The organism is Calditrichia bacterium (assembly GCA_020634975.1).
Lineage (GTDB): Bacteria > Calditrichota > Calditrichia > RBG-13-44-9 > J075 > JACKAQ01.
Genome location: JACKAQ010000004.1, coordinates 317,353 through 331,958, shown reverse-complemented (window position 1 = coordinate 331,958; position 14,606 = coordinate 317,353). Strand labels below are relative to the sequence as shown.

The following is a 14,606-nucleotide window of genomic DNA, read 5'->3' as shown; positions in this document are numbered from 1 at the left end:
TTTACAGACGAAATAATCCGGCATTTTAACGTTATTTTTACTTTACTTACCCGGCAGTATTCCGATAATATTTTTGTCAAAAAATATTACGATACCACTGACTGAGGTTAAGTTTTAAATGTTGGATAACACATTGCAACAAAGAATGATCGGGATCAGGCAAATTTCTGAAGCATTGTTCAACAATGCTGGTCGGGCAATGTTTATCGTTGAGCCGGATACCCAATTGATTTTTATGTGTAATGAATTGGCACTTTCGATGTTCCATGCTGAACATCTGGAAGATTTGCTGATGATTAATTTCAACCAATTGATTAGCCCATCGCCCTTTATAAATATCGCTGATGAAAACGAACTGAAAAACCAGTTTGCCGTTCCGCAGGCTACCCGTTTTTATGATTTTCTTTCACTCGAAGGGTTTCTATTTCAGGGGCGAATGATCTCCAACGAGGTTTTGATAAGCCCTGACCGGTTGATGATTGTTTCCGTTGAAGATTTGACGGAACGCCGTTTAAGCCAGCAAAGGCTCACCAAAACATCTATCGAACTGGAATTATTTTCGATGAGTATCACCCGGCTCCATCACCTGAGCCTGGGAGAATACAAAAATATTGATGAACTTTACGCCGCGTATCTGAAAAAAGGATGCGAAATTTTCCGTACCGATATGGGAATGATTTATGACCCTGCCAACGGAAAACAACAGCTATATTCTGAATTAACGAACTTTGGAAAGCCAACATATTCGCCGGAAAATGAATTGATGGAGCTTTACCTGCCACAAATGCTCTCGCAAAAAAGCACAGTCGCTTTTGTGCAGGGTATGCAGGAACTGGAAAACCCGAAAGTTTCCGGTAATATTAATACGGTTATCGCAACGCCGTTCAACATCAAAAACGATGTTCCAGGTGCGATTGTCTTTTTTTCCCCGGATACGCGGGAATCGGCTTTTCGGCAATTTGAACTGGAAATTCTCGAAACAATCGCCAATTTGCTGGAACAGCATATCAAGGTTTTTGAAACCGAAAAACAGCAGAAAAATGCTGAGTTTATCAGCGATCGATTTTTCCAACTGTCACAGGATATGTTGGGAATTACAGATTTTGACGGAAATTTTCAACGAATCAACCCCAGTTGGGAAAAAGCACTCGGCACAAATTGCAGCGCGTTGCTCTCCCAAAATGTGATTTCGCTGATTCATCCGCAGGATAGCGAAATCGCCAAAAATAAAATTCAGGAAGTAATCAAAGGTAACCAGGTTGCCCGGCTCGAGAGCCGTTTTAGCAGCGAGTCCGGCGATTATCGCTGGTTTGCATGGAAAATATCTGCAGATGCCGATCAGCAATTGGTTTTTATCTCTGCCAGAGATATTACAGAAGAAAAAAATACCGCAACAGCGCTTCGCCAAAGCGAAACCAGATATCGTTTTCTGATTGAAAACCAAAGTGAAATCGTTTGCAGGCTTTTGCCAACCGGATTTTTAACATTTGTGAATGAGGCTTTTTGCAAGTTTTTCCGGGTTAAAAATGAAGATGCTGTCAGTTGCAATTTTCAGGATTTTTTCCCGGAAAATATTCAGTCGCAGATTGTTGAGAACCTTACGGCTGCGCGTCAATTTAAGTTGGATTTGTTTGTACCGTTTTCCAAAAATGAATCGCGTTATTTGCATTGGGTGTTTGAGCCACTTAATGATTCGCATATCGGACACATTGGTTTTTTGGCAGTAGGTCACGATATTACAGAGCTTAAATCTACTGAGCATGCATTGCGTAAAAGTGAATCCAACAGCCGCACCCTGTTGGATGCGCTCCCCGATACCCTGATGCAAATCACCCGCGATGGTAAAATTTTAAACGCGAACATCACGGAAAATACTCAACTGCCGTTCACGTTAGCGAACATCAAAAACAGCACATTACAACAAATTTTCCCGGAAGAGTTAGCCGCCAAATTTATTGATAGTTTTGATAAACTGGATCACCAAAACCCGGTCACGGTGTTCGAATTTGGATTGCCGGGAAACACCGGCGATATGCAAAACCATGAAGCGCGTATCGCGAAAAGCCGGGACGAGGATTATCTGGTAATTATCCGGAATGTTACCCGCAGAAAAAAATCAGAATTTGATTTGCACCAATCACGCGAACGGACCGAGGCGTTACTGGATGCAATTCCCGACACGATTTTCAGGATCAGTTCGGATGGAATTTTGTTGGACATAAAATCAGAAGATACAATACTTTGCAAAAACTGCTCCTCACATATTGGTAAATCGCTGGAAAGTAGTGAATTACCGGTAAAAGCCATTCAAAAGATTCGCCAAATGGTGCATCAAGTTACTGCAAGTCGTGAAATGTTGCAGTCCGAATTGATTTTCGAAGCAGATAACAGCAAACATATTTATGAGGCGCGCTGCGTTGCCATCAACGACCAGGAAGCCGTTTTCATTTTGAGGGATGTTACCGAAGCCCGGGAATTTCAGTTGGGATTGGAAAAACTTGCGGCAGATCTGATGGAAACAAAATTTCAGTTGGAGCAAAAAACCGATGCCCTCAGCCAAACGGTAGAAGAGCTGAAGCTCGCCAAAATTGCCGCAGAAGCTGCAGCCAAAACCAAATCGGAGTTTTTGGCAACAATGAGCCACGAAATCCGCACACCGATGAATGGCGTTATCGGAATGACGATGTTGCTCACCGAAACCAAACTCACGGCTGAACAACTGGAATATGTTGAAACATTGCGCTCCAGCGGTGAAAATTTGCTTCATATTATTAACGATATTCTGGATTTCTCAAAAATTGAAGCTGGGAAAATTGAACTGGAAAATCGTCCGTTTAATATTTTGAAAATGATCGAAGAAGTGGTCGATCTTTTTGCTCCTCAGGCAACCGCCAAAGGGTTGGGTTTGGGCAGCTTTTTGGAAGCTGATGTTCCGGCAATGGTTGTTGGTGATATGATGCGTGTCCGACAAATTTTGAGCAATATTGTTGGTAACGCACTCAAATTTACAAATGAAGGCGAAGTTACTGTTTATACGAAGGTTATATCAAAATCCAAAGATCAGTTGCAAATACAATTGAGTGTTCAGGATACTGGAATCGGTATTCCGTTGGACAAACAAAGCCGATTGTTCGAATCATTTTCGCAGGTGGATGCCTCAACAACCCGCAAATTTGGCGGTACCGGTTTGGGACTTGCAATTTCCAAACGCCTGGTGGAACTAATGAATGGAAAAATTTGGTTCGAAAGCGAAGAGAACAAAGGCACCGCATTCCACATTTGCGTAACATTCAATATTGCATCGGATGAGTCTACACCAAATCAACAATTATTTACGCCGGATTTGTATAAATTTGATCAAAAATTAGTGCTTGTTGTTGATGATCATCCTACAAACCGGTTATTTGTCAGCCGTCAACTGGAAAAAATTGGCGCCAAAAGTCAATCTTTTGCTTCGGCGGTGCATGCGTTGGCGGAGATTAAAAACGGCAAACATTTTGATTTTGGTATCATCGATATGCAAATGCCGGAAATGGACGGATTGCAGTTTGCCGAACAATTGCATCAGTTAGACGCAAAATTTCAATTTCCGCTTATTTTGATGACATCGTTAAATCGCGATGAAGACATTCAGAAAAAAGTTGAACTATATTTTAAAATCATACTCACCAAACCTATCCGGCAGGAACAGTTTTTTGATGCTGTCGAAAATATTTTTAATACAAGCGCCTCAATTTTGCCCGCATTGAATCAGCCGAAACCACGTCTCGATGCCTCCATCGCAGAAGCAATTCCACTGAAAATGTTGTTGGCTGAAGATAATCCGATTAACCAGAAACTTACATCCCGGTTGCTTAAAAAAATGGGTTATGAAATTGATATCGTTCCTGATGGCTTGGCGGCAGTTGATACGGTTTTAAACAATAAATACGATCTGGTTTTTATGGATATGCAAATGCCCAAAATGGATGGGCTGGAAGCAACACGCAAGATTATTGAATCGCTCGGGAAGGCACATTCGCCAAAGATTATTGCAATTACAGCAAACGCATTGCAGGAAGATCGTGAAAAATGCATTGCTGCCGGCATGGATGACTACATCAGTAAACCGATAGAAATCAATAAGTTACTGACAGTTATCCGAGAATGGGGTGTTAAGCTGTAAATTGTTATTGGGATAATTTTGTAAATCAGGCATGTCTTAAAACAAAAATTCTTCAGCCTGTCAGGATGTTGCAGAAGAGTTTGAGCAGGAGATTCTGTAGTCGTATAAAGAGCAAGCGAAGTAGGAAGAATAGGAGTTAATACGCTAAAATATTTCGATAGAGCAACTCGCTAAAGTCAGCCGAATCACTGCAACACCCAGACAAAATGAAGATTTGTTATTGTAACCTCTCAAGAAAAAATATACCATCAGATTTGGCATTTTTCAACCGCACAGATATGTAGTATTTCATTTTACATTAATTATTGCTAAAAAAACAGCGGCGATATACTGTAAAATAATATATCGCCGCTGCAAAAGAATATCATTCGAAAACTTACTTCATCAGGATCATTTTTCTGGACTGAACGAAATCAGCCGCTTTGATGCGATAGATGTAAATACCGCTAGCAACTTTTTCGCCGTATTGGTTGGTGCCATCCCAGATAGCCGTTTTAAATCCGGCGGTCTGGTCTGCATTTACCAGCACTTTTACTAACTGACCCAGAACGTTGTAGATTTCCAACCGAACATCTGCGTTGGTCGGTAATGCATACTTCAACGTGGTGCTCGGGTTGAAGGGGTTCGGGTAGTTTTGCTCAAGTGTGAATTGTACCGGCAATATTTGGTCATCTTCGATGCCAACCGCCGGATCCAGTTTAACAACCGCACGGAAATGATAATCATCGGTTTCTGCGCCCCAGCTGGTACCATTAAAAGTAAACGTTCTGCCAAAGGTACCGGGTGTGGTCTGTGTGACCCAAACTTCCCCGCTCGGCACAGTGAATCCGATGAAAAAATCGCCCAGCAAATCGCTCAACTCTGCTGCATACGAGCGCAGGTCTACCCGGGTCATCGGGCTGGTGTTCTCGAGTGTTGCTTCAGGCGTTACCGTTATCGGCGTAATCAGATCGGTGCCGGGTACGCCGCCGTTATCAGCCCATACATGTAACAGCATATCCGAATTCGGGCGATTGACATCGGTGTAATTACGGATTAACGCCGTTGTCAGTTGCGCTTTTTCACCCTCGGGAACGCTGATCCGCACTGCCGCACCCAAAAGACCGGAGGTGCTGCCGGGACCGAAACTGTTAACAAAATCCACCACACCATTATCAAAAATCAAATGATCGCCAGCGATGTATTCGAACATCGTTGTTTGGGTAGTTGCATTTCCGGCATTGTCTTCAGCGCTGAAGAAATAAGCCACATTGGCACCGGCCGGTTGTTCCGGAATAGTGTAGAAATAGACATCTCCAACCGTACTGTCCGATGCTGCGCTGGTTGTCGTATCACCATCTACCATATAATTGATGGCGGTTGCCGAAACACCGGAAATATCGATCACTTCCGCTTCCCGGACAAAGGCTTCGCTTACACCGGCATAAAACGCCGGACCGGTATGGACGATCAACGGCGGATCGGCATCGATGCTGCTGGCGGTAATCAGAACATCATCGATATGCATGCCATCGACTTCAAAACCGCCATCGCTGGTAAAGCGGAAGCGGATTTTGACATCGCTGCTGCCAACAACGCCGCTCAGCGCGTAGCTATAATTTTGCCACGTCGGGGATGTGCCATCAAAGACATCCAGCTCTATCCAGCTTGAGCCGCCGTCATCTGAGGCTTCAACATACATGTAGTCGAAACCCTGCTCAATATCATATTGTGCATTAAATGACAGCTCGGCGCTGAAGTAAGACGACAGATCGATGCTTGTTGCAAGGGTTGCCGAAATATTCAGGTTGGCTGCGTAATTGCCTCCAGGGCTTTCCGTCAGTGAATGTGTCGGTGAATTTGAAGATTCATCGGTGACAGCCCAGGTCGATTGCAACACCCAATTGCTGCTGCCGTTTTCAAAATCATCAGCAAAAACAACATCCGGCGGAATCGCTTCGCCGGTGATGGTCAGGTGATCCACCCAAACATTATCCGAATTGGTACCCGACGTTCCGCCATCGGTGATGTAGTAGTTGATGGCGACATAAATCGCCGAGCCGGAGAAGGCCGAAATATCAAAAGAAAATTCGGTCCAGCTACCGGTGGGACCCGGAACCTGAAAGTAGGCAATCTCGGTAAAGTCAGCAGGGTTGCTGCCTGTGGTCGAAACCAGCACTTTCAGCGAATCCGGGAACGAGCCGCCGATGGAGCCGGCATAGAAACTCAGTGTTTCGAAATTGGCTGCAGGAATCCGTGGGCTGATCAACCATTCGTCGATCACAAAGCCGTTGGCATCCTGGAAACTGCTGTGCCAGAAACTTTGACCCGCTTGCGGCAAAACAACACCGCTGCTAAAGTTCAAACCTTGCACATAATCCCAAGATCCTCCGCTGCCGTCATTGTCGATCACCTGCCAGCCGGTCGGCGGTGCTGTTGTATCTGCAAAAACTTCTTCGAAAAGAATATTGAGAACAGGGGCTTCCGGGGTTGCGGAAACGGTATCGGAGGGAACGCTTTCGCCTTCATCGTAAACTGCGGTCAAATAGTAGGAATAGGTGGTGCCGTTGATAACACTGCTATCCGCAAATGCGGCTGCCGGAGCACCGATCGAATCGATCTGCGAAAATGTGCTGCCATCATCTGACCGGAAAATTTTGTAGCCAAGCAACGCAACTGAAACACTCATCGCCGGAACGGCGCGGTCATCAGTCAAACCGGTGTTTTCATTATCTTTACGTGTAAGTGCTTCAGGCTGGCGAAGCAGTTTTTGGGACTTCGCCGGAGACAGCCAACTTAAATCTACAACGCCATTTCCGCCAACTGCATTCAGGTTTGCGGGAGGATCCAGCACCGGATTTGCTATCACAACAATGCGAAGCTGTTCGGTGACAAAGGCATTATCCGCAATCAAACTGTCTACCTGGGTCATATCAACCGGACCAAATACGGTGCCGGTCAGGTTGTCGGTAATGTAAAATGTGCCTAATAATGCCAGCGCATCTTTGTCCCAGGTCAGCTTTATCGGACCCTGATTAAGCTCGGGCTGATAATACACCTGAAAAGCGGTGGTATCTGTGGAACTGGCACGAATATCTGTAATAAAGTCGTTTCCGTTTGATTTTAAACGTGCGTCAAATGCTTCACTCGGCGGGGGCGGAGGAGCAAGCGCATCGATGCCCACATCAAATGTGTCGGTTGCAACCGCGCTCATCCCGATGGTTAATTGCAACGTGTTTTCGCCATCTGTTACAGTTACGGGCACGCTAAATTCCTGCGCCTGCAGACTGCCGACAAACAACAATAGGAATAAACATAAGACGGCCTGTCTGGTTTTTTGCATAAATGCCTCCATGTTTGGATGAATTGGTAGTATGTTAGCCGTTGATTTCAATCGTATATTTGGGTGTGCTTAACCGATTGTTTTTATAAAATTTAGATTTTCTCATTGGTAGATAAAACCGCCCAAACAAAATCAAATACAGGATTGAGATTAAGAATTATCAAAGGTACTAAAAAAGGGATTTCGAAACGTAAACTTGAAAATAACAGACAGTGAATATCTTGAAAAAAAACAGCAATTCAAATCCTTTTTTTGGAAAAATTCCTGATAAAATCGGGCAATTTACCGGCGAAAAAATCTGGTTTTAGAATTATAAAATCGAATGTGATTCTGTTAATTTTCGACAGATTCAGAAATAGCGTCGGCTAAGCAAAACCAATGAGAATTTCGTGAATCTGTTCTTTTGTTTTTGGGTAAACATCCGTAATTTCATGCATTAAAAAATCGTTGGAAATCCCTGCAATTTAATGATATATCAACCTCACTGGAGAACGGAATGAGCAGGCAATTAATCGGGTTAAAAACATTTTTTTTGATAACCGTTGCTGCGTTGGTGTTGGCTTCCTGCGGCAAAGATTCGACTGATCAACCGGGAAAAATCGGCTATCCGGAAGAAACCGCGAAACTGATTAGCCAGGTGACATCCGGCGTTATTGCGTCAGATGATGAAATTCGAGTGCGATTCACATCTGAAATTATCAAACAAAATATCGTCGGACAGACAGTGTCGGAAAAAGTATTCGAATTTTCACCGGGAATTGATGGCGTTACCAAATGGGAAAACGCCCAAACGCTGGTGTTCAAACCGAACGCAAAACTGCCCATGCGCGAAAAATATTCGGGCAAACTGATCATCGAAAAGCTGTTGCCCAAACTGGCGGATAAAAATCCGTTGCCGCTGGAATTCAATTTCGAAGTTGCCGGGCGCGAAATTGCCAAAGCGACAACTGATTTTGAGCTGCGCGAAAGCAACAATCCCCGATTTCTGATGGTTTCCGGCGAAATATCGTTCACCGAACCGGCTGAATCGGAAGCTGTGAAAAAAGCAACTTCGCTGAAGCTGGACGGACGATCGCTGGCGATCAACTGGACACAGCAAACCGGCGACAAAACCTTTCGTTTCACCAGCGCGGAATTTGAGCGCGGCAGCAAACGCCTTAATTTTGAGCTTGCGATAGACGACTCTCCGCTGGCGCTATCGCAGGATTATCGAAAAAAATTCGACCTCTCCCCGCTTTCCAATCTGGAAGTTCAGGATATTCAACCACTTATCGACAGCGAAAATCCCGGAATCACCATTACTTTTTCTGATGAACTGGACGCGACTCAGGACATTTCCGGGATGATTTCTGTTGTTCCCCAAACCCCATTCAATCTCAAAAAAATGGGAAAAGAAGTGGTGCTTACCGGTGGTTTCAACCACGGCGAAACGTATGACGTGCAAGTGTTACCGGGAATCCGCAGCCGGTTCGGCACGCGAATCGCTACACAATCGTCAATGGAAGTATCGATCGAGGAACTGAAACCGCAGATCAAATTTGCCAGCGATGGCGTTTTTCTGCCCTCGGCGAACGAGCAAAAAGTGCTGTTTTCGACCCTGAATGTGCGCAAAGTACGGCTGCAAGTGATGCGGGTTTACGAAAACAACCTCGGGCAATTTTTACAAACCGAACAAATTGAAAGCGGCGAAAAACGCAGCGAAAGCTTCAACAGCATGTATGTAAACCGCGTTGGCGTCAGTGTTTATGACGACAAGCTTGAAATTGGCGAAACCAGAAACACCTGGCTTCAACACGAGCTGGATTTGAAACCCTTAATTCCACGCGGCGATAAAGGTCTGTATTTATTACACATATCGTTCGAGATGGAAGACATGTTGTATGGCACAGACGAAGAACGCGAAGCCTTCCAAAACCGGCGCGGCTATTACGATGATTATTATTCCAGCCCGTATTCCTACGGCTATTTGTATTCGAACGGCAATATTTACAAACCGATTATCAGCACAGATATCGGGTTGACTTACAAAAAAGCATTCAATAAACACATTGTTTTTGCTACAAATTTGCTGACAACAAATCCGATAAGCGGTGCAACTGTGCGATTTAAAAGCTACCAAAACCAATTGCTCAACACTGCGACCACTAACGGCGAAGGGATGGCGGAATTTGCCACCGAAGAAAACAATGTGTTTTACATCGAAGTGGAAGATAACGGACAGCGCAGCGTCATTAAACCCAACGAAATGGGCTGGAATTTATCTACTTTTGATACGGACGGTATCAACGATGTCGCCAAAGGCACCCGCGCATATATTTACACCGAACGCGGCGTGTATCGCCCCGGTGATCCGGTCAATTTTAGCGTGATCGCCCGGAATGAGGACGGCACATTTCCGGAAAATCATCCCGTAACGATGACCATCAACAATCCGCTCGGACAAAAAGTATTCGAAAGCACCAACCGGCAGGCGACAGACGGATTTTATCATTTTCAATTTCAGGGCAGCGAGGAAGATCCGACCGGCAATTACGCGGTAAATATCAAAGCCGGTAGCAGCGATTTTAGCCATACGCTCAAAATCGAAACGGTCGCACCTTTCCGGTTGAAAGTGCAGCTAACACCAGAAAAAACAACGCTTTTCAGCGTGGATCGTTTTTTGAATCTCAACTTGCACAGCCAATATTTGTTCGGCAATCCGGCAAACGGCTTGCTTTCGCGAACCAACATTTATTTGCAGAAACAGCCGCCGGTATTTTCCAAATTCAAAAATTTTGTGTTTGATAACCAAACGCTGGAATTTCAAACCATCGATATGATGATCGACGAATCGCGGCTGGACAGCAACGGCGATGCAATCATTCGCTGGCAATTGCCCGAAACCGGTAACGCACCGACAGCGCTTTCCGCCCGCATCGAAAGCACCGTTTTGGAGAAGGGCGGGCGCCCGAACACCAACAGCATCACCGTCCCGATTCATCCGTTCGATCGCTATGTTGGCATCCAGTTGCCCGAGTTTGACTGGGGCTACGCAAAGGTTGGCAACGAATTAAATATCCAATCCATTTTGGTGGACACGAATGGGAATGTCGCACCGGGCAACCCGCTTAACTACAGAATTTACAAAGGGATGCGCTATTGGTGGTGGGAATACGAAAATCGCGAAGATTTCCGGCTGAGATTCAAATCGCACAGCAGTACTGACCTGTTTGCCGAAGGCAGCATCGTTTCGCAATCGCTGCCGGCCAGCATCAAATTTACGCCGCCGGACAACGGCATGTATCTCATCGAAATTCAGGATGGCGACAACGGGCACACTGCCGGCGTATTTATGAACGCGTATCGCTGGGGCGATGCCGCTGCCGGGCGCGATGCCGGATTGCTGGCGCTGAAAACCGACAAAGACCAGTATCAGGTCGGCGAAACCGCAAAAGTTACATTCCCCGCGCCAAAAGAGGGGCGCATTTTGGTGACGATGGAAAAAGGTCAGCGCGTGCTGAGCACCGGCTGGCTCACGCCATCCGGCGATGAGGAGATGGAAATCCCCATCGAATTGACCACGGAAATGACACCGACGGTTTACCTCACGCTGTCCGTTATCCAGCCGCACAGCCAAACCGGAAATGACCGCCCGATGCGCACATACGGTGTTGTTCCGCTGAATGTGGAAAACAAATCGTCGCGACAATTTTTGGAGATCGATGCACCAAAAGAGTTGCGCAGCAAAGCACCGTTTTCTGTAAAAGTGCGCACCACAGATAAACAGTCAACCCAATTTACTATCGCCGTTGTGGATGAGGGATTGCTGGACATTACGGCATTCAAAACGCCCGATCCGTGGAAATATTTTTTCCAGAAATTACGACTGGGTGTGGAAAGTTTTGATCTTTTCGGACATGTGATCGGTGCGAATAAAGGCGACATTTTCCGCACATTTTCCATCGGCGGCGGCATGGAGGATTATCGCGAATCGCAATCCGCAGACAACAAACGGCGCCGTTTTAAACCGGTTGCGATGTTCCGCGGGCCGCTGCAAACCGACAAAAACGGTGAAGCAACGGTCGATTTTGAGATGCCGAATTACATCGGTTCGGTGCGGGTGATGGTCATCAGCGCAACCGGCAATCGATATGGCTCCGCCGAACAGGCAATTCCGGTGAAAACCGAGCTGATGGTGCAACCGTCGCTGCCGCGCGTCATCGGTGCGGGTGATGAATTCGCCATTCCTGCAACCGTTTTCGCAATGAAAGAAGGCATCGGCGATGTGACGGTTTCGATGAAAATGGAAGGTCCGCTGGAAGCGATTTCCCCAACGGAAGCGCAGCTCAATTTCCCCGGTACCGGCGATAAAGATGTGATGTTCCGCGTAAAAGCTAAACCGGCAATCGGTCCGGCGAAAATCACGATTTCCGTAAAAAGCGCCAATTTCAGCGCAGAAGAGGTTACCGATATCGATGTTCGCGCCAATTCGCCGCGCGTTTCATCGGCGGAAAAGCAATCGATCGAAACCGGAAAAAGCGTCAGCATGCTCATTCCCAATCGCGGCATTGCGGGTTCGAACAATGCGTCGATCACCGTTTCGCTGCGCCCGAATCTCGATCTCGGTCAGCGATTGTGGTATCTGATCCGCTATCCGTACGGCTGCATCGAGCAAACCACATCGGCGGTTTTCCCGCAATTATTTTTGAAAGATTTCATCGGCGAAGCGACCAAAAGACAATCGGTTGCGCGGCGTGCAGCCATCGATATCGATGCAAATATCAACGGAGGCATCAGCCGGTTGCGGCGATTCAAACTGCCATCCGGCGGATTTTCCTATTGGCCGGGCAACAGGGAAGTGAGCACCTGGGGCACCAATTATGCCGGACATTTTCTGCTCGAAGCCAAAAATTTGGGCTACAGTGTGCCGCAAGATTTGCTCGATGGCTGGGTCAAATTTCAGCAATCGATGGCCAACACCACTCGTGACGATTTGCTGACACGCACTTACCGCGTTTATTTGCTGGCTAAAGCCGGAAAACCGCACCTCGCCGCAATGAATTTGCTCAAAGAAAACAGCCTGAAAGAGATGAAAAATACCGAAAAATGGCTGTTGGCCGGCGCTTATTATCTCGCCGGTGTTAAAAATGTGGCCAGCGAAATCACCAAGAATCTCAACACTTCCGTGAATGACTATTGGGAATTTGGCAACACTTTTGGCTCAACGCTGCGCGACCGCGCGATTATTCTGGAAATTTTGCAAATGATGGGCAATTGGACGGAAGCGGATAACATTGCCAACGAAATTTCCGAAGCTATTTCCAACGATCAATGGTATTCCACCCACACATTGGGATTTTGCATGCTGTCGCTCGGCAAATACCTCAACGCGTTGAAACGCGAGGGTTCGAATAAACCCAGATTGGTTGGCAATATCACCTTGCCGGACGGTTCCAAAATTCCTTTCGATACCAATGATTGGGCAGTGCAAATTCCCATCGAAAGCGGATTTGGCGAAGATCTGACCGTTACCGTCGATGGCGCAAGTTCTGCAAAACGCACGTTCGCAACTCTGATTTGGGATGGCATTCCGCTGCAAAGCGACATGAAAACCGAACAGAAAAACCTGGCACTGACCGTCGAATGGCTCAACGAAGACGGCGCGGCAATTGATCCGGCAAACGTTACCCAGGGGCAGGTTTTTTGGGCACATTTCCGGGTGAAAAACAGCCAGCGGCAATACAGGAATATTGAAAATGTGGCGCTGGTTCAAGTGCTGCCCGCAGGATGGGAAGTGCAAAATACGCGGTTGAGTGGTGAGGAAATGCCCGGCTGGATGAATAATTATCGCCTCAATCGCGAAAATTATCTCGATATTCGCGATGACCGGGTAATGTGGTTTTTCGATTTGAACGGTTACGAAGGCTATGCCGATTTCGTCGTGAAATTGAACGCGGTTACTGTTGGCGAATTCAGTCTGCCGGCGGCGATAGCGGAAGCGATGTATAATGAAGAATATCAGGCATCTGTGGCGGGAAAAACTGTTTTGGTGAAATCGCGTTAAGGCGATGTTTGGGTAATTTCCAGCACAAAACAGCGGTTGTTACCCAACACCACAACATATTGTTTTTTCTGCTTTTCGGCATTGATTTTTACGGCGCCGACAATGTCGCGATGCAACAATCCGGCGTCGATGGTTCCGCTAAAGCGGAGCCCTTTCTCGAACACAAAAATACACCGTTTTGCGGTGTCTGTTACCAGCAAATTATTTTTAGAATCAAATGAAATCGCCCGGGGTTGCTCAAACGCCGGGTGTTCTATTTTACGCAAATAATTCCCGAGATAATCGAACACAACAATCGCCTGCTGCCCGGGATCGGCAACGTATAGTTGCAAATTGGCATCCAGCGCCAAATCGGTTGGTTCGAGCAACTGGGCATACGGATCGTCCATTCCTCCCAAAACCGCCGTGGCTTCGGAAAACCGGTTGAATTTGATAATCCGGTTGTCCCGGTCTTCCAGCAAAAACAGGTCATATTGCGGCGAAACCGCGACGCTGAGCACCCGGTCAAAATCATACGGCGGATCGAGTTCCGAGGTTAGCTGGCTAAGAAAATTGAGATTTTTATCGAATCGAACCACCCGCCGGTTATAATAATCTGCCACAAAAACATCCAGCGATGTATTAGCCACAACGTCCGATGGATTATCGAAGCCATCATTTCCTCGGCCAAAACCGCCGATTTGATCGAGTAATTTGCCATCCAAGCTAAACTTCAGCAATTGATGATTACCGCGATCGAGAACAAAAATGTTATTCTGAAAATCGGTGTCGATTGCTGCTCCCTTCCCTATTTTTATCGCCGCGTCACTCTTCGGGAAAGAATCGACCAAACTGATTTGCCATTGCTGCGCAACGCAAATGTGCGGCAGCAAAACAAACAGCATCCAAATAAACAGCGATTTCAGGAATGTCATTTTCACCTTTTTTTCGTTGAATTTTCAGAATATGTACAACTTTTCTGTTATCAAAACAACCTGTAAAAATTCGTGTTTAGCAGAAAATAATAAAAAACGCGATCCGAAAACTGCCGGACCGCGTTTGATTAATTCTGATTAAACTACTGTTTTCAAACCATT

At 46.2% G+C, this 14,606-nt stretch carries 4 protein-coding genes; 2 read left to right on the top strand and 2 right to left on the bottom strand.

All coding sequences use genetic code 11. The annotated features are described in order from the left end of the window. Positions 1-145: 145 nt before the first annotated feature. A complete protein-coding gene (locus tag H6629_21315; GenBank protein ID MCB9070324.1) occupies positions 146-4,165 on the top strand; it encodes a response regulator in 4,020 nt (1,339 codons plus the stop codon). Positions 4,166-4,541: 376 nt separating this feature from the next. Here H6629_21315 and H6629_21310 read toward each other — a convergent pair whose 3' ends face one another. Beyond that, positions 4,542-7,487: a choice-of-anchor J domain-containing protein gene (locus H6629_21310; protein MCB9070323.1), complete on the bottom strand. Its 2,946-nt coding sequence runs from the start codon at positions 7,485-7,487 to the stop codon at positions 4,542-4,544. Positions 7,488-7,983: 496 nt separating this feature from the next. Between H6629_21310 and H6629_21305 the strand changes: the two genes are divergently transcribed. After that, entirely contained in the window at positions 7,984-13,530 is a 5,547-nt protein-coding gene (locus tag H6629_21305) for a hypothetical protein (GenBank protein ID MCB9070322.1), read from the top strand. Here the strand turns inward: H6629_21305 and H6629_21300 are convergent. Continuing rightward, positions 13,527-14,444, bottom strand: a complete 918-nt coding sequence (locus H6629_21300; GenBank protein ID MCB9070321.1) for an NHL repeat-containing protein — start codon at positions 14,442-14,444, stop codon at positions 13,527-13,529. The two genes, H6629_21305 and H6629_21300, sit on opposite strands and share 4 nt — an antisense overlap. Between the last annotated feature and the right edge of the window lie 162 nt (positions 14,445-14,606).

Bases quoted from the DNA above. Each gene is read 5' to 3' on its own strand.
- H6629_21315 (MCB9070324.1), top strand. From the start codon at position 146: ATGATCGGGATCAGGCAAATTTCTGAAGCATTGTTCAACAATGCTGGT.
- H6629_21310 (MCB9070323.1), bottom strand. From the start codon at position 7,487: ATGCAAAAAACCAGACAGGCCGTCTTATGTTTATTCCTATTGTTGTTT.
- H6629_21305 (MCB9070322.1), top strand. From the start codon at position 7,984: ATGAGCAGGCAATTAATCGGGTTAAAAACATTTTTTTTGATAACCGTT.
- H6629_21300 (MCB9070321.1), bottom strand. From the start codon at position 14,444: ATGACATTCCTGAAATCGCTGTTTATTTGGATGCTGTTTGTTTTGCTG.